This window comes from Paraburkholderia sediminicola, assembly GCF_046027825.1.
Taxonomy (GTDB): domain Bacteria; phylum Pseudomonadota; class Gammaproteobacteria; order Burkholderiales; family Burkholderiaceae; genus Paraburkholderia; species Paraburkholderia sediminicola_D.
Map to the genome: position 1 here is coordinate 1 of NZ_JAQQDU010000136.1, position 18,234 is coordinate 18,234.

The window sequence follows — 18,234 nt, forward strand, 5'->3', positions numbered from 1 at the left end:
TTAAGGGGTCCCAGATTGACACTTAATATCGGACTCACGACGCCCCCCGCTTACGAGTGCTTCCCGAGGTAAGTGCTGACTTGACCATAGCCATGTTCCGTATCGCTATCGGGCGTGAGGTGGGCGCCGGTTCGATTTTCGCGGCGCCATGTTCTCGCTCCCTTCTTGCTCGAATGATCGGCGCAAGTTCGGGATCAAAACGTCCCGACTCGGCCAACTTGACGAGTTCAGCTACCCAGGCGCGGACGCTGCCGATTGGTTTGCGCCTGGTACCGCGTTTAACGGACTCCAGTGCCCCGACCAGCTCATCCAAAATGGCCTGCGCGACGTTGATCTCTACCCCGGCCAACAGTGGTGACAACAACTTTCGATGTGATTCGATTGAGTCGTCGAAGATCAGTTGTGTTGGTGTTGTGTTCTTAGTTTCGTTGTTGTTCTCGTTGTTGTTGTAGTTAGGTGGCTCCTTGGAAGGGACTGGCAAGTCCCTATCGAGGCCCTCGCGTGCCCCTCCCAAGGCATCCACGGAACGTTTCGCACAAACCTTCCGAGTGGCTAATTCGAATTCCGGAAGCAGACCACGAACCGCGGCTTCCGGGACGCCGCCATCTAGCGATGCCTGCACCCAGTGCGCGCGAAGCTCATTCGGAAGACTAGCAAGCTCTTTCGCTGCGGCCTTTGCAACGTTGCCAGAGAACGTCGCTTCCCAGCTGTTATGACGGAACCAAGTTCGAACAAGGATAAAGTCGTCAACACATACAATGACCTTGCGATCCTGAAGACGCTGCACGACGTTGATGAACTCCTCTTGTGATAAGCCCATTTCTGCGGCCGCGATTCGACTGACCACGCGATAACAACCAATCGTGTTGGTGAAGGGACTGGTGAGCAAATAGAGTTCGCCATACCGCTCGCTGATAGTCAGATCACATGAATCTGCAGAACGCCACGCCTGCTCTGGCGATATTGGCCGGTAGCGAGCCATCAGCGCTTCGCCTCCTCAACCGAATGACGGGGACGACCAATCCGGGCTTCCGTCGATGCATTAGGAGCTTGCGTCTGCATCCGTTGGCGTTCAGATGCAGCGCCATTCAGCCATTCGCGAATGTCCCCGACAAACCAGCAAGCGCGGCGCTTCGTGGGGAAGGCAGTAGATGGTAGTTCGCCACGATATGCCATTTGAGTGATTGCCCCTGCGGTCGTCGCAAGTAGCGCCGCGAGTTCATCACGATTGATGATCGCTTGCGACGCCATACGCGCAAAAGCTTGGCGAATCTCGTTATCATTTTTTGCCATCGGAGACCTCCAGTTACTTGTCGTTAGTACGCAGAGCAGAATATGATTTGAACATTGGACGGTCCATGGCAAGTTTTTGACCAGGAGGAATGCGATGGCAAATGTCGGCCCGAACAGTGGCCAAAAGCTACAGTGGTCTCTGAAAAATTTCGCCGAGATGCTTGTTCGAGAAGCCCGCTGGGTAAGTGGCATGACATATGGCCAACTTGACAAGGCGCTTGCACCGCGGGGCGTCCTCTGGGAAGGAGTGGCGCATAGATATGCAAAGAAGAGTTCCGCGCCGCTCGCATCAGCAATCCAGAGCTTGGAAGAACGTGTAGCAGCTCTCACGAAGCGAAAATCGCGACGCATTTCAATTTTCCAGTCGAGCGATCGCACGCTCATCGGATACCCCGAGGAATTTCGCGATCTTCTGTGCAATAAGTCGGAAACTCAAAGGCTACGGCCACGCTTCCTATTCCTTGCGTACGCGGACGGCTGGCCGACGTTTTTCGACCTTATCGATGTAAATCAAACAAGGCTCGATGGGGGTATCACATTAGGCTCATGGTGCTGGCAGTGGGGTCTTTTGTGGGAAAAAGAATGGCCAGGCTTAGACCGCGCCGCTTTCGGATTTTCCGTCGATGAACCGTTGGACTCGTGTATTGCTCAGTTGGTAAGCATGGCTGAAGCCAAAAAAGCTCGGCTGGGGCCAACTCGACCGCCCCCGTCTTCACCAGCACTCGCGTGGCAATTGCATTGCGCTGCGCCGTTGCAAACGATGCCGAGGGAGTCTGTGTCGATTGATCGAAGTTGGGTGGACAGCGACAGGACGGCGGACGAGTTCCTCGCGGCCCCCCGCCCATGTAACGTGATCGACATGCCAACGAACAGAGCGGCTTTCCGGTTGATCGATCAACCGGTTTTCATCGAAGTGAGGAAGGGCATTTATCGCCGGGGGCGTTTGATTTAGTCACGGCCTGATCGTCGGACATTTCATTGCCAAAGGGCATCCGATGCCGGAATTTTGCCGGAATCAACCGGTTATGCTGAGTTATCCCCAATGCAGTCGGGAAACCAACTTCCTTGCAAAATCAGGTGATTGCCAGTAACCTACAAGGCGCTTGGTTTGACTCTTAATCCGTAGGTCGACAGTTCGAATCTGTCACGCCCCACCAAACTATTCAACAAAAAGCCCGGTCCTCGCGACTGGGCTTTTTGCTTTGCGGCGCCGGCACGGTGTGAGAATGTTGGCTCCGCATTCCCCCGACATGCGATCGGGACTCATGATCCGAAGCGCCGGAGCTTCACTATGTCCAAATCAAAACTCGCCCCTGCCGATCTGGCCATCCCGCTGTCCGAAGAAGAATTCGATGAACTCGATGAGTTTCTGATTTCCGACGTAACGTCGGAAGAGACACTGACGATCGAGGGGCTCGACGGTTATCTGACCGCGATGGCCATTGGGCCGACTACCGTGCCGCCCAGTTACTGGCTGCCGGGCGTCTGGGGCCCCAGCGAGAATGACGCGCCTGCATTCGAAACAGTGGATCAGGCGCAGCACATTCTCGGACTGATCTTGCGGAACATGAACGGCATCATTACCTGCATGGAAAATGACCCCGATGAGTTCGAACCGGTGTTCGGTTTCAGCCGGGTTGACGACAGTGAGCACGAATACATCGACGGCGAAGCGTGGGCTTTTGGCTTCATGCAGGGCCTCATGCTCGTCCGGCAAGACTGGCAAGCGCTGTTCGATAGCGAGCAGGGGCGAGCATGGCTGCATCCGCTACACTTGATGGGCTCAGAGGGGCTTGCGCCGGAAGAGTTGCAGTTGGTCGGCACGGCAGAACAGCGCGACGCCCTCACCAAACAGATTCCCGCCAGCGTTGCCGCGATTTATCGTTTCTGGCTCCCCCACCGTCAGGCCGTGCATGAGCAGAAGCTCGCCGCGATCCAGCGCACTGAACCCAAGGTCGGGCGCAACGACCCGTGTCCTTGCGGCAGCGGCAAGAAATTCAAGAAGTGCTGCGGCGATGCAGCGACGCTTCACTGAAGCCCCTTTACGTAGACGCGAACGTCCCATTTCGAGCGGCAGGAACCTGATCACATGGTTCCTGTGCATGTGCCGCCTCCTACATCACTGCATCATCCAGGAAAGTCATTTCCTTCAATACACCCCTCCCCACTGCCCGATACCGTTGAGCGTCGCAAATCCTGCGCACTCACGTATCGAGGCATCCGATGACCGTCTTACTCTCCATGGCCGCCTTTGCGTTGGCCTCGTCGATTTCTCCCGGACCGGTCAATGTTGTCGCGCTCAGCACCGGCGCACAGCATGGATTTGCCGCGAGCATGCGGCATGTGACCGGCGCGACCGTCGGATTCACGCTGCTGTTGCTGCTCATCGGGCTGGGCCTGCATGAGTTGCTCGCGCATTTCCCGAACCTGATCGACTTCGTCAAATGGGCCGGCGTCGGGTTCCTGCTTTACATGGCCTACAAACTCGCCATCGATGACGGCAAGCTCGGCGCGGACAAGCCCAATCGAGGGCCGTCGTTCGCCTACGGCGCGGCGATGCAATGGCTCAATCCAAAAGCATGGCTCGCTTCACTGGCCGGCATGGGCGCCTATGCGGCCGAGGGCGACGGCCGCCTCGTTTGGCAATTCACCGTCGTGTACTTCGTAGTCTGTTATCTATCGATTGCCAGTTGGGCGTATGCCGGCACGTTCCTGCGTCGATACTTGCAGGAGCCGAAGCGCGTGAGGTTATTCAATCGTGCGATGGCGGCTTTGCTCACGGCAAGCGCGTTGTATCTGCTGATTGCGTGACTCACGCAATTCAACTGCGATACTGCCCCGGCGTCGCCGCGACCAGCCGCTTGAAGGTCCGCTGCAAATGCGCCTGATCGGCAAAGCCCGCATCGAGCGCAACGTCCGCTATCGGGCAGCCGCGCCGAAGTTGTGCGCGGCTGTACTGAATGCGCCGATTGATCAGGTACGCGTGCGGCGTCATGCCATAACGCTGTTTGAACGCGCGGATCAAGTGCGAAGCGGAAAGCTCAGTCGCCTTGCAGACATCCTCCAGCTTCAGCGGACGAGTGCAGTTTTCCGCGATAAATTCCGCGGCTCGCGCGAGTTGGCCGCTCGCGTCGTGATCCGCCAGGGGCGCCGGATTCAACTTCTGTTGTACGTCCGAGAAGAAAGTGACCGCAGCGCTTTCCTTGCGCATGGGCTCACTATCGTCGTCGACGAGAACCGCGTATAGACGGTTCAAACCGTCGAACAACGCCGGGACTGTCGTCATGGTCTGCGAGAACGCGCGAAACGCGTGGTTGTCGCTGAAGCCCAGGTCGTGCTGCAGGCCCGTGAGCCAATCGACCTCGACATGCAGCATCCGATACGACCAGCGCTCGTCGGCAATCGGGTTGCATGCGTGCACGTCGTCCGGATTCATCATCACGACCGCGCCGGCGCCGATCCATTCGCTCGCGTGGCGATTCACATACACGCTATGCCCGCCGGTGACGGCGCCGATCGAGAACGTCTCGTGCGAGTGTTTGGCGTAACAGACCTCGCGGCCGTCTTCGATCGAACGCGCCTCGATGAACGGCAAGGCTTCATCACGCCAGAACTTCGGCGCCGCAGCCGTCACCGCTGAATCACTCCCGTCATTCGTCCCGCTCATCGCGTGCTCCTCGACCATGCGCTTTGTCCCGTTGCAACTTCGCCGCCTGTGCATGTCGGCGCGAACCACATCGTAACGGCGCAATCCGCCGCAGACCAGCGCCGGAAGCATAGCGCCCGCACGTCACTCCGAAATTCCGTGCTTGCCTATCTCGAAATCAATAGTTATATTATGACTAGATAAACTAAGACTAGCCTCTAAGCACGTTGACTATGGTCCGCCACTCTCCGCTCGCCCTCGCCGTCCTCGCCATGCTGACTGAAGGGCCAATGCATCCATACCGGATGCAGCAACTCATCAAGGCACGCGGCAAGGACGAGGTGATCAACGTCGGTCAGCGCAACAGCCTGTACCAAACCATCGATCGCCTGGTGCGCGGCGACCTGATCGCCATCCGCGAAACGGAACGCGACGGCGCGTTCCCCGAACGCACGGTCTATGAAATCACCGAGGCCGGCCGCGACACCGGCCGTCTGTGGCTACGCGAGCAGCTTGCGCAGCCCGCCCGCGAATTCCCGGCCTTTCCGGCCGCGCTCTCTTTCCTGCCGCTGCTTTCGCCTGACGACGTGTGTCGTCAGCTCGACACCCGCATCGGCGCGCTCGAACGGGAATTGATCCGTCTCGACGACATCGCCGAACACGCCACCCAGATTCAAGTGCCGCGGCTGTTCCTCCTCGAAGGCGAACTGGTGCGCGCGCAACTGGTTGTCGAGCTGGACTGGGTTCGTAGCGTGGTGACCGATCTTAAGGCCGGCACGCTGACCTGGAGCCCCGAATGGCTCGAAGAAATTGCTCAACGTTTCACGCTGCCGGCCGGCGAATCCAAGTACAGGCCTGCCCAACCTGCCGCAAAAAAGGAGGCGAAGTCATGAACCGTGAACCCATGGACGTGATCGTGATCGGGGCCGGCACCGGCGGCCTCTGTCTTGCGCACGGGTTGAAGCGCGCCGGCATCAATGTGAATGTGTATGAACGCGACCGCACGCGCGCGGACGGTTTGCAGGGCTACCGCGTCGGCATCAATCCGCACGGGCTCGCGTCGCTGAAGGCATGCCTTGCGCCGGAACTCTATGCGACGTTTCTGGCAACGTGCGCGCGCACGCCCGGCCACTTCAACATCCTGACCGAGCGCATGACCGAATTGCTCACGGTGCCGCTTGAAGACGAATCGATGAGCGGCGGCAAATCGGTCAGCCGGATGACGCTCAGGCAAGTGCTGCTGACGGGCCTCGAAGCGAACGTGCATTTCGGCAAGACTTTCACGTCGTACGAACAGCATGCCGACGGCAGCGTCACTGCACATTTCGAGGACGGCACCCACGCCACGGCAGATCTGCTGATCGGCGCGGACGGCGCGCGCTCGAAGGTGCGCCGCCAATTGCTGCCGCACGCGCGACTAGAAAACACCGGCATCGTCAGCGTTGGCGCAAAAGTGCGCATGGACGAAGCCTCACGCGCGCTCCTGCCGCCCAAGGTACTCGACGGCATCACGCTGATCAACGCGCCGAAGGGCTTTGGCGGCATCGTCCACGTGATGGAATTTCCGTGGCGTGCGGACGGCGACGGAATGAAGGAAGGCATCGGCAGCAATGACGCCGAGTTGCTCTCGCGCTGGCCGGGATTGCTCTACGACAACACGCGCGACTATCTGATGTGGGGTGTCTGGGGCGCGTTGCACAACTTGCCGGCCGATCCCAAACCGCTCGGGCAGGCCGCGTTACTCGCGCTCGCCACGCAGATCACCGACGGCTGGCATCCCAATCTACGCGCCCTGATTCGCGCTTCGGATCCTTCCACGGCCTTCAGCGTCGACGTGCGCACCTCGGTTCCGGTCGACGCATGGCCGACCACCAACGTCACTGTCCTGGGTGACGCGGTGCATCTGATGACGCCGGGCCGCGGCGTCGGTGCGAACACCGCGCTGCGCGATGCCGCGCTCCTTGCCGCGCGTCTGGCCGATGCACAGCAGGGCAAGCTGTCGGGCCACGACGCCGTCGCGGGTTACGAGGAGGAAATGCGCCGCTACGGCTTTCACGCGGTCGCGGAATCGCGCAAGCAGTTTGATGCGAGCGGTGCGCTGCATCGTCCGGTGGTCGGAAGAATGGCGCTAAGCGCCATGCGCACCACCTTGCGTGTGGTGAATAACGTGCCGATGCTCAAGCGTCGCATGATCGACGCCGAAAACGAATTTCGCGGCGTCGATCACAACGCGGCACCCGCCGCGCAGGGTCAGTACCCCGGTCAATAAGTTACTTCGACGAGACGTCGATATTGCCGAGATACTTCGCAGCCAGCGTCTTGACCGTACCGTCGGCCTGGACTTTGGCAATCGCCGCGTTTAACTGATCACGCAGCGCAGTGTCGCCCTTGCGAATCCCGTACGCGATGCCGCTGCCGAGGATCTTGTCATCGCGCACCGGCTGACCGACGAACGCATAGTCCTTGCCGTTAGGCTTCGACAGAAAACCCGTCTGGCCGGCCGGCGCGAGCACGAGCGTCGCGTCGAGGCGACCCGCCACGAGATCCGTATACACCTGGTTCTGGTCCTGATACGGCACGATGGTGACGCCAGCCGGTTCCCAATGCGTCTTCGCGAAGGTTTCCTGAATCGACGCCTGCAGCACGCCAACGCGTTTGCCCTTTAACGATGCCGGTGTCGGCAGCAAGCCGCTGTCGCGCTTCGCGATCAACTGCGTCGGCACGCGATACACGACGGTCGTGAAATCGATCGCCTGACGGCGCTGCTCGGTGGCATTCATCGCCGAATTGATCGCGTCGAACTTGCGGCCTTGCAGTGCGGGAATCAAACCGTCGAACGAAGTTTCGACCCATTTGCACGTCATATGCGCGGCGGCGCAGACGGCATTGCCGACGTCGACGTCCAGACCTTGCAACTCACCGTTCGGCCCTTTCGATTCGAACGGCGGATACTGCGCCTCGAGTCCAAAACGCAGCGTCGATGCATCGGCGGCGAACGCCGCAGACGATGCGGCGATCGACGCGAAGGCGCAGGCCAGCGCCAATAGAGGCTTGAGCAACTTCATAATGAGTCCCTTCCCTTTACTTCGATAATCAGATTTCGCACAAACGCCGCGCGCCTTCGATCAACGTCGCGTCGTCCTTCGAGAAACTCAGGCGGATCAAGCCGGAATCCGTGCCGTCGGTATAGAACGCCGACAGCGGAATCGTCGCGACACGCGCATCGCGAATCAGGCGCAGCACGAAATCGCTATCGCTTTCCTCGGAGAAACCGCGAAAACGCGCGAGCATGAAGAAGCTGCCTTCGCTCGGCAACAACTCGAAGCGCGACTCGCGCAACGCATGGACAAGCAGATCGCGTTTCTTCTGATAGAACGCGGACAGGCCGAGATAGCTCTCGCGATTGGCCAGTGCATCGACAAACGCGTACTGCATCGGTGTATCGGCAGAAAACACCATGAACTGATGGACTTTGCGAATCTCGTCCATCAGTGCGGCGGGCGCGAGGCAGTAACCGACGCGCCAACCCGTCACGTGATACGACTTGCCGAACGACGACACGATCACGCTGCGCTCGGCGAGTTCAGAATCGCAGGCCATGCTCTGATGTTTGGCGCCGTCGAACACAACATGCTCGTAGACTTCGTCCGCCAGAATCACAATATCGGTGTTGCGCGTCACGGCCTTCAGACGCGCGATGTCGGCCTCGCTGAACACGGTCGCAGTCGGGTTGTGCGGCGTGTTGATGATGATCATGCGCGTCTTCGGCGTGATCGCGGCGGCGACCTCATCCCAGTCCACGCGGAAATCGACGAGCGACAGTTTGATCGGAATCGGTGTCGCGCCTTGCAGGCGAACGATCGGGCCGTAGCTATCGAATGACGGCTCGAAGTAGATCACCTCATCGCCGGGATGCACCAACGCGCTGATCGTCGAATACAGGCCTTCGCTGGCACTGGCGATCACGGTGACCTCGCTCGACGGGTCGTAACGCACGCCGTACAGCGCCTCGACCTTGTCGGCGAGCGCTTCGCGCAAGGCGGCGATACCCGCCATCGGCGCGTACTGGTTATGACCGGCGCGCATGGCTTGCGCGACACCGTCGATCAGTTTCGCGTCGGGCGCGAAATTCGGCGCGCCTTGCGACAGGTTCAGCGCATCGTGTTGGGCGGCCAGTTGGCCGATCACGGTAAAAATCGTCGTGCCTACGTCAGGCAGTTTCGAGCGAGCTTGCATGGCGCTCTGCATAAGACTATCTCCCTTTCTCCATCCGGCAGTGGATTCGCGGACTGCCAACGATGCGGCGGTCCCATCCGGTTCGATGATTAGGCATCAGCCAAAGAACGCTCACAATCGAAACTTTGTCATGCGCGGCATGCGTTTACGTCATGGCTCGCGCAATGCCCTTCTGGGGCAGGCTAAGGCAATGAAATCGGGGGTTTGGCAGGAGAAATGCAGCCGCGCGGGGAGCGTGGAAAACGGCTGAGGTATGACGTAATGTGATGCGCGGCGATGATGCGAAGTTGCACGCAATGCGCAGCGGTCATGCCGACTAAGCCGGCTGCGACCGGGCGGTCGCAGCCGTCAAAAGCAAACTAATCGACGATCAGGCGTCGTCCATCATGCGGACTTTGACCTTCTTGCCCTTCACCTTGCCGCCGCTGAGCTTGCGCATGGCCTCGCGCGCGATGCTGCGCTCCACGGCCACATAGGTCGACATTTCCGTCACATTGATCTTGCCGATCTGCGCCCCGGCGAAACCTGCTTCGCCGGTCAGTGCGCCGAGCACGTCGCCCGGACGGATCTTTTCCTTGCGGCCGCCGAGAATCTGCAGCGTTTCCATCGGCGGCAGCAAACGCTCGTTGCTCGCCGGTTTCAGATCGGCCAGCTTGTGCCACTCGACTTCACGCTTTTGCGCCTGTTCGAGACTGCCCACGCGGCCCATCTCGTTCATGCTGGCGAGACTGAGCGCCCAGCCTTCCTGATCGGCGCGGCCCGTGCGGCCGATGCGGTGCACGTGCACTTCCGGATCCGGCGTCACGTCGACGTTGATCACCGCTTCGAGCTCCGCGATGTCCAGACCGCGCGAGGCAACGTCGGTGGCCACCAGCACCGAGCAACTGCGGTTTGCGAACTGGATCAGCACCTGATCGCGTTCACGCTGATCGAGTTCGCCGTGCAGCGCGAGCGCATGAAAACCCTGCGCGCGCAGCACGTCGAGCAGATCGCGGCATTGCTGCTTGGTGTTGCAGAACGCCAGCGTGCTCACCGGACGATAGTGGTTCAGCAGCAAACCGACAGCATGCAGACGCTGGTCTTCGGTCACTTCATAAAAGCGCTGACGAATCTTGGTGTTGTCGTGCCGCTCGGCGAGCTTCACTTCCTTCGGATTGCGCAGGAATTGCTGGCTGAGTTTGGCGATGCCTTCGGGGTACGTCGCCGAGAACAGCAGTGTTTGCCGCTCTTTCGGACATTGCTTCACGACCGTGGCGATGTCGTCGAAGAAACCCATGTCGAGCATGCGGTCGGCTTCGTCGAGCACCAGCGTGTTCAGCGACTGCAACGGCAAACTGCCGCGCTCGAGGTGATCCATGATCCGGCCCGGCGTGCCGACCACGATGTGCGCACCGTGTTCGAGGCTGGCGGTTTGCGGACGCATCGGCGTGCCGCCGCACAGCGTCAGCACCTTGATGTTTTCTTCGGCGCGCGCCAGGCGGCGGATTTCCTGCGTGACCTGATCGGCGAGTTCGCGCGTCGGGCACAGCACCATCGCCTGCACGGCGAAGTTGCGCACGTCGAGGCGGTTGAGCAGCGCCAGCGAAAACGCCGCGGTCTTGCCGCTGCCGGTTTTCGCCTGGGCGATCAGATCGTTGCCGGCCAGGGCGATCGGCAGGCTGGCTGCCTGAATCGGCGTCATCTCGACATAGCCGAGCTGCGTCAGGTTGGCGAGCGTGGCGGGCGGTAGCGGTAGCTGGCTAAACGGCGCGCCGGCTTGAGTGGGACTGTTCATAGGGTGAGGGCTCGCTATCGACTGAAGGGGCTGAAGGCTTGGGACTATTCGGCCATGGGGCCGGTGGCGGGGCGGCCTTCGATCTGCTCGTACAGCACGGTGCCATCTTCCCCGTCGAAACGTTCGACGTAATTGCGCGCGCCACACATCGGGCAACGGAACAGGAGTCCCTGCCCTTCATTCTTGATGACGACGTCCGACATCTCCCACTGCTCGCCGCAGGGCTGGTTTCTACAGGTAAACACGTTGATTCTCCAACTCGATTCGATTGTTGATTGGGTGGGCCGTCGACGCGGCCCAGCCGTATATGCCGTCACTACCGCGATCGGCGCCGCCGTCAATAAGGACGGAGCGCGTCAACCCAGATGCGTATGGCGCGCACGCGCTGCGCCGACGTCCATTTCGGTCAGGCCCTGGACGATGCCGCAGTCTTCAACGGCCTGTTCGCCGTGGCATTGCTCGCGCAACGTGGTCAATTGCACCTTCAGTTGCTTCAATTCTTCGATGCGCGTGTCGACGTGCGCAATGTGCTCGTCGATCAGGTCATTGATGCCGCCGCAGCCGTCCGCCGGTGCGTCTGTCAGACGCAGCAACGCACGAATTTCGTCGTGCGTCATATCGAGCGCGCGGCAATTGCGGATGAAGCGCAGACGTTCGACGTGCCTCGCCGAATAGCTGCGGTAATTGGCCTCGGTGCGCTCCGCTTCGGGCAACAGGCCCTCTTTTTCGTAGAAACGGATGGTTTCGGTCGTGCAATGGGCGATTTTCGCCAGTTCGCCAATTTTCATGGACCCTCCAGATTGCGGCCTTGACCTTGTAGTGGCTTCAAGGTGTTTACTAGACCACAAATCGAACCAGGAAGCCACCCATGCCTCAAGCCAACCTCGCCGAAGTGGACCGCCCGGAACAGGCCAAAGCCTGTGCCCACGGGCACGAAGGGCATGCTCACACGCATGCGGATGATGACGCGCATAGCCACGGGCATGGTGACAGCTGCGGTCACGGCCACCAGACGCGTGCTCAGGAAGACGCTCATGAGCACGGCGAAAGCTGCAGCCATGGCGCCAAAGCACGTGTTCGCGAACTTGAGCGTGAACACGCTCACGGCAAAAGCCACGACCACGGCCACGCATTGCATGCTCATGAACGCCACGACGAACATGCTCACGGCGAAAGCTGCAGCCATGGGCACGAAGCGCACGACCATGACCACGGTCAAGGTCACGGCCACACCCATAGCCACGCAGAAGCCGGCTGCTGCGGAACGGCGCACGCCGCAGCCGCACCGGTCAAGCTGCCGCAATCCGAAGCCGTCGGCAGCGACCTGCGCACCGCCATCCGCATCATGCAGATGGATTGCCCGACTGAAGAAGCGCTGATCCGCAAGAAATTCAGCCGCATGCCGGCCGTGCGCAGCATGGACTTCAACCTGATGCAGCGCGTATTGACCGTTGTCCATGCGCCGGACGCGCTCGACACGATCCTTGCCGCAATCCGTTCACTCGACTTCACGCCGGAACTGGCCGACGCGAACCCGGGCGCGGCAGCCGTGCCTCAAGCGCCGACCAAGCCGTGGTGGCCGCTGGCGCTCGCAGGCATTGCTGCGGTGGGCTCAGAGGCCGCTGGCTGGCTTGGTGCGCCTGCCTGGCTGGCTGCGGGTCTGGCAATCCTCGCGATCGCCGCCTGCGGCCTCACGACGTACAGAAAGGGCTGGCTCGCGATCCGCAACGGCAATCTCAACATCAACGCGCTGATGAGCATCGCAGTCACCGGCGCGCTGGTCCTGCAGCAGTGGCCGGAAGCCGCCATGGTGATGGTGCTCTTCACGATCGCCGAACTGATCGAAGCGAAGTCGCTCGACCGCGCCCGCAATGCCATCCAGGGGCTGATGCAGCTCACGCCCGAACAGGCGAGCGTGCAGCAAGCAGACGGCGGTTGGCAGCTCATGGACCTCAAAGCGATCGCGCTTGGCGCGGTGGTGCGCGTGAAGCCGGGTGAGCGAATCGCGCTCGACGGCGAAATCGTCTCGGGCCGCTCGAGCGTCGATCAGGCGCCGATCACCGGCGAAAGCCTGCCGGTCGACAAGACTGTGGGCGACGCTGTGTTCGCCGGCACGATCAACCAGGCCGGTTCGTTCGACTATCGCGTCACAGCCGCAGCGAGCAACACGACGCTCGCGCGCATCATCCACGCAGTCGAAGAAGCGCAAAGCACCAAAGCGCCGACGCAGCGTTTCGTCGATCAGTTCGCGCGGGTCTATACGCCGATCGTGTTTGCTGTCGCGCTGGCCGTGGCGGTGCTGCCGCCGCTGCTGTTCGGCGGGCTGTGGCACGAGTGGGTGTACAAGGCGCTGGTGATGCTGGTGATCGCCTGTCCGTGCGCACTGGTGATCTCGACGCCGGTGACGATCGTCAGCGGTCTCGCGGCTGCCGCTCGCAAGGGCATCCTGATCAAGGGCGGTGCCTACCTCGAACAGGGCCGCAAGCTGAGCTGGCTCGCACTCGACAAAACCGGCACGATCACGCACGGCAAGCCGGTACAAACCGAGTTCGAAATGCTGGCTGACGTCGACGTCGTTCGTACCACGACACTCGCGGCGAGCCTTGCGGGTCGTTCGGATCATCCGGTGTCGATGGCGATTGCGACGGCGGCAAAAAGCGAAAGCGTCGCCAGCGCCACGGTCGATGCCTTCGAGGCACTGCCAGGCCGCGGCGTGTACGGCGAAGTCGACGGCTTGCCGTACTGGCTCGGCAATCATCGGCTGGTTGAAGAGCTCGGACGCTGCTCGGCTTCGCTCGAAGCGCGGCTGGACGCGCTCGAGGGGCAAGGCAAAACCGTCGTGATGCTGGTGGATGCCGAACGCGTGCTCGCGCTGTTCGCCGTCGCCGATACCGTGAAGGACACGAGCCGCGCCGCCATCGCCGAGTTGCAGCGCCTCGGCGTGCGGGCCGCCATGCTCACCGGCGACAACCCGCACACGGCTGCCGCGATCGCACAGCAAGTCGGCATCGACGAAGCACGCGGCAATCAGTTGCCTGAGGACAAGCTCAACGCGGTGGCGCAGTGGTCGCAGGAAGGCGCGACGGTGGGCATGGTCGGCGACGGCATCAACGACGCCCCCGCATTGGCGCGCGCCGACATCGGCTTTGCGATGGGCGCGATGGGCACCGACACCGCAATCGAAACCGCCGACGTCGCCTTGATGGACGACGATCTGCGCAAGATTCCGCAGTTCATCCGCCTGTCGAAGGCGACGCATTCGGTTCTGGTGCAGAACATCACACTGGCGCTGGGCATCAAGAGCGTCTTCCTCGTGCTGACGTTGATGGGTCTCGGCACGATGTGGATGGCCGTATTTGCCGACGTAGGCGCGAGCCTGCTGGTGGTGGCGAATGGCCTGCGGCTGCTGCGCAAGTAGGAGCACTGCGCCCGGCCGCGAGTGAAAGCCGGTGAAGCGTTAAGAGGGAGGTCGAAATGGGATTCTGGGAGAAGATGCTGGGTGGCCATCGCGGCAGACATGGTGGCGGTGGACATGGCGGTGGACATGACGGTGGGCACGGCGGCGGACATGGGAACTGGGGACGCGGCGGTCACCATGGTTCGCACGACGATGGCTACGGTGGCGGCAGGCCGCCCGTGCCCCCGTCGCCTGCTACGAGCGGAAGCGGCACAGCCTGTCCGGCGTGCCGCGCAGTCAACACGATGGGTGCCCGTTTTTGTCAGCAATGCGGCACATCGCTTTTACCGGCGACCTGCAGTGGCTGTCAGGCTGCGCTGCCACCAGGCGCCAGGTTCTGCCAGCAGTGCGGAACCGCGATCTAACGGCTCTACCTCCGACTGCATCAATCAAAACAAAAAAGGGCGGCCCACAGGCTGCCCTTTTTTCATTGCCTCACATACATCAATGCCCCGTGCACTTAATGCGCAAATGAATAGCCGTCCGTTTGTGCGCGGCCATTGATCCCGGCCTTCAACGTATCGGAAGGCAGTATGCCGAACAGCTTCCGGTAATCGGTCGCAAACTGGCTCAAATGCCAGAAGCCCCACGCCGCGGCGACATCCTGAACCGAGCTTGATGCGGGCGACGCATTGCACAGATCGCGCCGCGCGCCGTTCAAGCGGATCGTCCGCAGATAGGTGGCGGGCGCCATCCCAAGCACGTCCTGAAAGCAGTATTGCAGCGTGCGCCGGCTCACATGCAGCCGCTCGCACAACTCCGGCACGTTAACCGCGCGCTCGCGATTGGTCAGGACGTACTCGCGCGCTTCAGCCACGATCGACTGACGGCGCCCACGCGCCGGCATTGCAACCGGCTCCCCCGCGGCCAACGCGCCCACATCGAATAGCGACGCCAGCACCGACGCCTGCAAATTGTTGCGTGCGAACGAGGACAGCGGCGCGCCGTTCGCCGCACCGTCATCGAGAAGCTGGCGCAGCGATGCACACAAGCGCGCCTTGCGAGCCGTGCCGATCGACACGACTTCCATGTTCGGCAGATGGTCGGCCAACCCGACCCGCTCCACTTCAGCCGCATACCGGCGCAGCACGTCCCCCTTCACCACCACGCCGAAAATCTCGTAGCCCGCCGAGGTCAGCAATTCGAATTCGATTCCGCCCGGACGAAAGGCGAGCGCATCGCCCGCGATCACCTGGGCGTCGATACGACCCGAGCCCTCGGGGCAAGTCGGAATGCCGAACCAGTAAGCGTCCTCCTGCACCTCGCAGGTCTGCCGCAGCGTGTGGCTGGTCGTTTCGACGAAGACCTGCATGTGGTCGAGGCACAACTCCGTCAGGCCGCCGACGAAGCGACCCGCAGTCAGTTGGTCGTAGGTCTGGTTCCAGCCATGGAGATTGCGCGCCTGCTCGTCGGCGTCGTAAGCGACGCAGGTCTGCACGCAAAAGCTCGGCTGTTGCGCGTGCGTCGGTGCTGCCAGGCTGTCGTTTCGGAATTCAATCGTCATACCGGATCTGCGAAAACAGGGTGTCAGGGAAACACGGAAGGCAATTCTCATGCCGAACCGATTCGCAGCTTACGTTGCTTTGATCGAGGCGGCACGTGTTCACGCCCTGTTCAATTTGTGAACAGGGCTGCGCACACTGGTCAGAAACGGGACGTTCATCCCTCGGCGAGTTGAACAGTGCCACGCGCCCTGCTTGACAGGCGTGCCTGCTGCACGTGCACAGTTCCCCAGTGCGGTGCATTGGCACAGTTCTGGCTCTACCCTTTCGCGGCCAAGCGAAATATCGCGCCGAATATAGCCCATTCATACATGTGAGGAGCACACAGATGAATCACGCAGAGATGCAGTTTCTGACCACCGAATTCCCGTACAAAAAGCAGTATGCGAATTTTATCGGCGGCGAATGGGTCAAGCCCGTGGGTGGCGAGTACTTCGACAACGTGTCGCCGATCACCGGCGAGCCGTTCACGTCGATCCCGCGCTCGCGCGAAGCCGATATCGAACTTGCCCTCGACGCCGCGCATCGTGCGAAGGCAGCGTGGGGCAAGACGTCGACCACCGATCGCGCGAACATCCTGAACCGTATCGCCGACCGGATGGAAGCGAATCTGCAGCGCATCGCCGTGGCTGAAACGATCGACAACGGCAAGCCGCTACGCGAAACGATGGCGGCCGATATCCCGCTAGCCATCGATCATTTTCGCTATTTCGCCGGCGCCGTGCGTGCGCAGGAAGGTTCGATCTCCGAGATCGACCACGACACCGTCGCGTATCACTTCCATGAACCACTCGGTGTGGTCGGCCAGATCATTCCGTGGAATTTCCCGATCCTGATGGCGGTGTGGAAGCTCGCGCCCGCATTGGCTGCCGGCAATTGCGTCGTGCTGAAGCCGGCCGAGCAAACGCCTGCGTCGATTCTCGTCCTGCTCGAACTGATCCACGATTTGCTGCCGCCGGGCGTGCTGAACGTGGTGAACGGTTTCGGTCTCGAAGCCGGTAAACCGCTCGCCTCAAGCAAGCGCATCGCGAAGATCGCTTTCACGGGTGAGACGACGACGGGCCGCCTGATCATGCAGTACGCGAGCCAGAACATCATTCCGGTGACGCTCGAACTCGGCGGCAAGAGCCCGAACATTTTCTTCGCCGACGTGATGAACGAGGACGACAGCTATTTCGACAAGGCGCTCGAAGGCTTCACGATGTTCGCGCTGAATCAGGGCGAAGTGTGCACGTGTCCGTCGCGTGTGCTGATCGACGAAAAGATCTACGACCGCTTCATGGAGCGCGCGTTGAAGCGTGTGGCTGCCATCACGCAAGGCCATCCGCTCGACACGAAGACGATGATCGGCGCGCAAGCCTCGCAGGAGCAGTTGGAGAAGATTCTCTCGTACGTCGATCTCGGCAAGCAGGAAGGCGCTGAGTGCCTCATCGGTGGTGAGCGCAACACGCTCGGCGGCGAACTGAGCAAGGGCTACTACGTGAAGCCGACCGTGTTCCGCGGCCACAACAAGATGCGCATCTTCCAGGAAGAAATCTTTGGACCGGTTGTTTCCGTGACGACCTTCAAGACGGAAGACGAAGCGCTCGAGATCGCCAACGATACGCTCTACGGTCTGGGCGCCGGTGTCTGGACACGCGACGGTACACGCGCCTATCGCTTCGGCCGGGAAATCCAGGCAGGTCGCGTGTGGACCAACTGCTATCACGCATATCCGGCACATGCTGCGTTCGGTGGCTACAAGCAATCGGGCATCGGCCGTGAAAATCACAAGATGATGCTCGACCACTATCAGCAGACCAAGAACATGCTCGTCAGCTATAGCGATAAGCCGCTCGGTTTCTTCTGAGCGTAACGACCCTGTCCGAGCGGGCCGCATTGCGCGGCTCGCTCTTTTTCATGGAGGGTATGTGATGGCTGATGCGAAGGAAGTGGCCCGCGTGATCGCCACGCCTGCTGCGGTCGATTTGATCGATAAGTTGTGCGCAGAACACGGGGCCGTGCTGTTTCATCAATCCGGTGGATGCTGCGACGGCAGCGCACCGATGATGTTTCCACGGAGTGAGTTCATGGTCGGCTCGTCCGATGTGAAACTCGGCACGATTGCCGGTGTGCCGTTCTACATGAGCGAATCACAGTTCGAATACTGGCAGCACACGCAGTTGATCATCGACGTGGTGCCGGGCAATGGTGGGATGTTTTCTTTGGAACGGCCGAGTGGATTGCGGTTTTTGACGCGCTCGCGGCTTTTCGAGGATGAGGAGAACGCGTGGTTGGAAACGCATCCTGTGGAACGGGCGGATGGTTAGCGTTTTTATGTCACGCT

General features: G+C 60.9%; 18 protein-coding genes. 9 read left to right on the forward strand and 9 right to left on the reverse strand.

Going from position 1 to position 18,234, the window contains the following annotated elements; all coding sequences use genetic code 11:
* Window positions 1-34: 34 nt before the first annotated feature.
* Both PQQ96_RS38745 and PQQ96_RS38750 read right to left on the reverse strand, forming a co-directional pair.
* Window positions 35-982, reverse strand: a complete 948-nt coding sequence (locus tag PQQ96_RS38745; protein WP_408302216.1) for a hypothetical protein — start codon at window positions 980-982, stop codon at window positions 35-37.
* Window positions 982-1,293 carry a hypothetical protein gene (locus PQQ96_RS38750; RefSeq protein WP_408302217.1) on the reverse strand — a complete coding sequence of 104 codons (312 nt, stop codon included), beginning with the start codon at window positions 1,291-1,293 and terminating at the stop codon, window positions 982-984. The genes PQQ96_RS38745 and PQQ96_RS38750 overlap by 1 nt, the downstream gene beginning before the upstream one ends.
* 94 nt (window positions 1,294-1,387) lie before the next feature.
* Between PQQ96_RS38750 and PQQ96_RS38755 the strand changes: the two genes are divergently transcribed.
* The 3 genes from PQQ96_RS38755 to PQQ96_RS38765 all read left to right on the forward strand — a co-directional run bounded on the left by PQQ96_RS38755 (window position 1,388) and on the right by PQQ96_RS38765 (window position 4,104).
* Complete coding sequence (locus PQQ96_RS38755; RefSeq protein ID WP_408302218.1) at window positions 1,388-2,245, forward strand: hypothetical protein; 858 nt, start codon at window positions 1,388-1,390, stop codon at window positions 2,243-2,245.
* Window positions 2,246-2,584: 339 nt separating this feature from the next.
* Complete coding sequence (locus PQQ96_RS38760) at window positions 2,585-3,328, forward strand: UPF0149 family protein (protein WP_408302219.1); 744 nt, start codon at window positions 2,585-2,587, stop codon at window positions 3,326-3,328.
* Between the two features lie 188 nt (window positions 3,329-3,516).
* On the forward strand, window positions 3,517-4,104 hold the full coding sequence (locus PQQ96_RS38765) for a LysE family translocator (protein WP_408302221.1): 588 nt from the start codon (window positions 3,517-3,519) through the stop codon (window positions 4,102-4,104).
* Between the two features lie 10 nt (window positions 4,105-4,114).
* On the opposite strand, the gene PQQ96_RS38770 is transcribed toward PQQ96_RS38765, so the two are convergent.
* Entirely contained in the window at window positions 4,115-4,960 is an 846-nt protein-coding gene (locus PQQ96_RS38770) for a helix-turn-helix transcriptional regulator (RefSeq protein WP_408302223.1), read from the reverse strand.
* A gap of 212 nt (window positions 4,961-5,172) precedes the next feature.
* Between PQQ96_RS38770 and PQQ96_RS38775 the strand changes: the two genes are divergently transcribed.
* Window positions 5,173-5,832, forward strand: coding sequence for a PadR family transcriptional regulator (locus tag PQQ96_RS38775; RefSeq protein ID WP_408302244.1), 660 nt, complete (start codon window positions 5,173-5,175; stop codon window positions 5,830-5,832).
* Window positions 5,829-7,208 (forward strand): FAD-dependent monooxygenase, encoded by a 1,380-nt coding sequence (locus PQQ96_RS38780; protein WP_408302225.1) that lies wholly within the window; start codon window positions 5,829-5,831, stop codon window positions 7,206-7,208. Before PQQ96_RS38775 ends, PQQ96_RS38780 begins: the two co-directional genes overlap by 4 nt.
* Before the next feature lies 1 nt (window position 7,209).
* Here the strand turns inward: PQQ96_RS38780 and PQQ96_RS38785 are convergent, their stop codons facing one another.
* The 5 genes from PQQ96_RS38785 to cadR all read right to left on the reverse strand — a co-directional run bounded on the left by PQQ96_RS38785 (window position 7,210) and on the right by cadR (window position 11,737).
* Window positions 7,210-8,004 carry an ABC transporter substrate-binding protein gene (locus tag PQQ96_RS38785; protein WP_408302227.1) on the reverse strand — a complete coding sequence of 265 codons (795 nt, stop codon included), beginning with the start codon at window positions 8,002-8,004 and terminating at the stop codon, window positions 7,210-7,212.
* A 28-nt stretch (window positions 8,005-8,032) separates the two neighbouring features.
* The gene (locus PQQ96_RS38790) at window positions 8,033-9,187 is read right to left on the reverse strand and encodes a pyridoxal phosphate-dependent aminotransferase (RefSeq protein WP_408302229.1); all 1,155 of its coding nucleotides are present in this window, start codon (window positions 9,185-9,187) and stop codon (window positions 8,033-8,035) included.
* Window positions 9,188-9,545: 358 nt separating this feature from the next.
* Window positions 9,546-10,949 (reverse strand): ATP-dependent RNA helicase DbpA, encoded by a 1,404-nt coding sequence (gene dbpA, locus PQQ96_RS38795; RefSeq protein WP_408302231.1) that lies wholly within the window; start codon window positions 10,947-10,949, stop codon window positions 9,546-9,548.
* Window positions 10,950-10,993: 44 nt separating this feature from the next.
* Window positions 10,994-11,194 (reverse strand): hypothetical protein, encoded by a 201-nt coding sequence (locus tag PQQ96_RS38800; RefSeq protein WP_408302234.1) that lies wholly within the window; start codon window positions 11,192-11,194, stop codon window positions 10,994-10,996.
* Window positions 11,195-11,305: 111 nt separating this feature from the next.
* On the reverse strand, window positions 11,306-11,737 hold the full coding sequence (gene cadR, locus PQQ96_RS38805; protein WP_408302235.1) for a Cd(II)/Pb(II)-responsive transcriptional regulator: 432 nt from the start codon (window positions 11,735-11,737) through the stop codon (window positions 11,306-11,308).
* 80 nt (window positions 11,738-11,817) lie between these two features.
* On the opposite strand from cadR, the gene PQQ96_RS38810 reads away from it, so the two are divergent.
* Together PQQ96_RS38810 and PQQ96_RS38815 are read left to right on the forward strand one after the other, a co-directional pair.
* Window positions 11,818-14,367 (forward strand): heavy metal translocating P-type ATPase, encoded by a 2,550-nt coding sequence (locus tag PQQ96_RS38810; protein ID WP_408302237.1) that lies wholly within the window; start codon window positions 11,818-11,820, stop codon window positions 14,365-14,367.
* A 74-nt stretch (window positions 14,368-14,441) separates the two neighbouring features.
* Window positions 14,442-14,771, forward strand: coding sequence for a double zinc ribbon domain-containing protein (locus tag PQQ96_RS38815; protein WP_408302246.1), 330 nt, complete (start codon window positions 14,442-14,444; stop codon window positions 14,769-14,771).
* Window positions 14,772-14,866: 95 nt separating this feature from the next.
* Here PQQ96_RS38815 and PQQ96_RS38820 read toward each other — a convergent pair whose 3' ends face one another.
* Window positions 14,867-15,910, reverse strand: coding sequence for a helix-turn-helix domain-containing protein (locus PQQ96_RS38820; protein ID WP_408302239.1), 1,044 nt, complete (start codon window positions 15,908-15,910; stop codon window positions 14,867-14,869).
* A 326-nt stretch (window positions 15,911-16,236) separates the two neighbouring features.
* Between PQQ96_RS38820 and adh the strand changes: the two genes are divergently transcribed.
* Together adh and PQQ96_RS38830 are read left to right on the forward strand one after the other, a co-directional pair.
* Window positions 16,237-17,757 (forward strand): aldehyde dehydrogenase, encoded by a 1,521-nt coding sequence (gene adh, locus PQQ96_RS38825; protein ID WP_408302241.1) that lies wholly within the window; start codon window positions 16,237-16,239, stop codon window positions 17,755-17,757.
* Window positions 17,758-17,821: 64 nt separating this feature from the next.
* Window positions 17,822-18,217, forward strand: coding sequence for a DUF779 domain-containing protein (locus PQQ96_RS38830; protein WP_408302242.1), 396 nt, complete (start codon window positions 17,822-17,824; stop codon window positions 18,215-18,217).
* The last annotated feature ends 17 nt before the right edge of the window (window positions 18,218-18,234 follow it).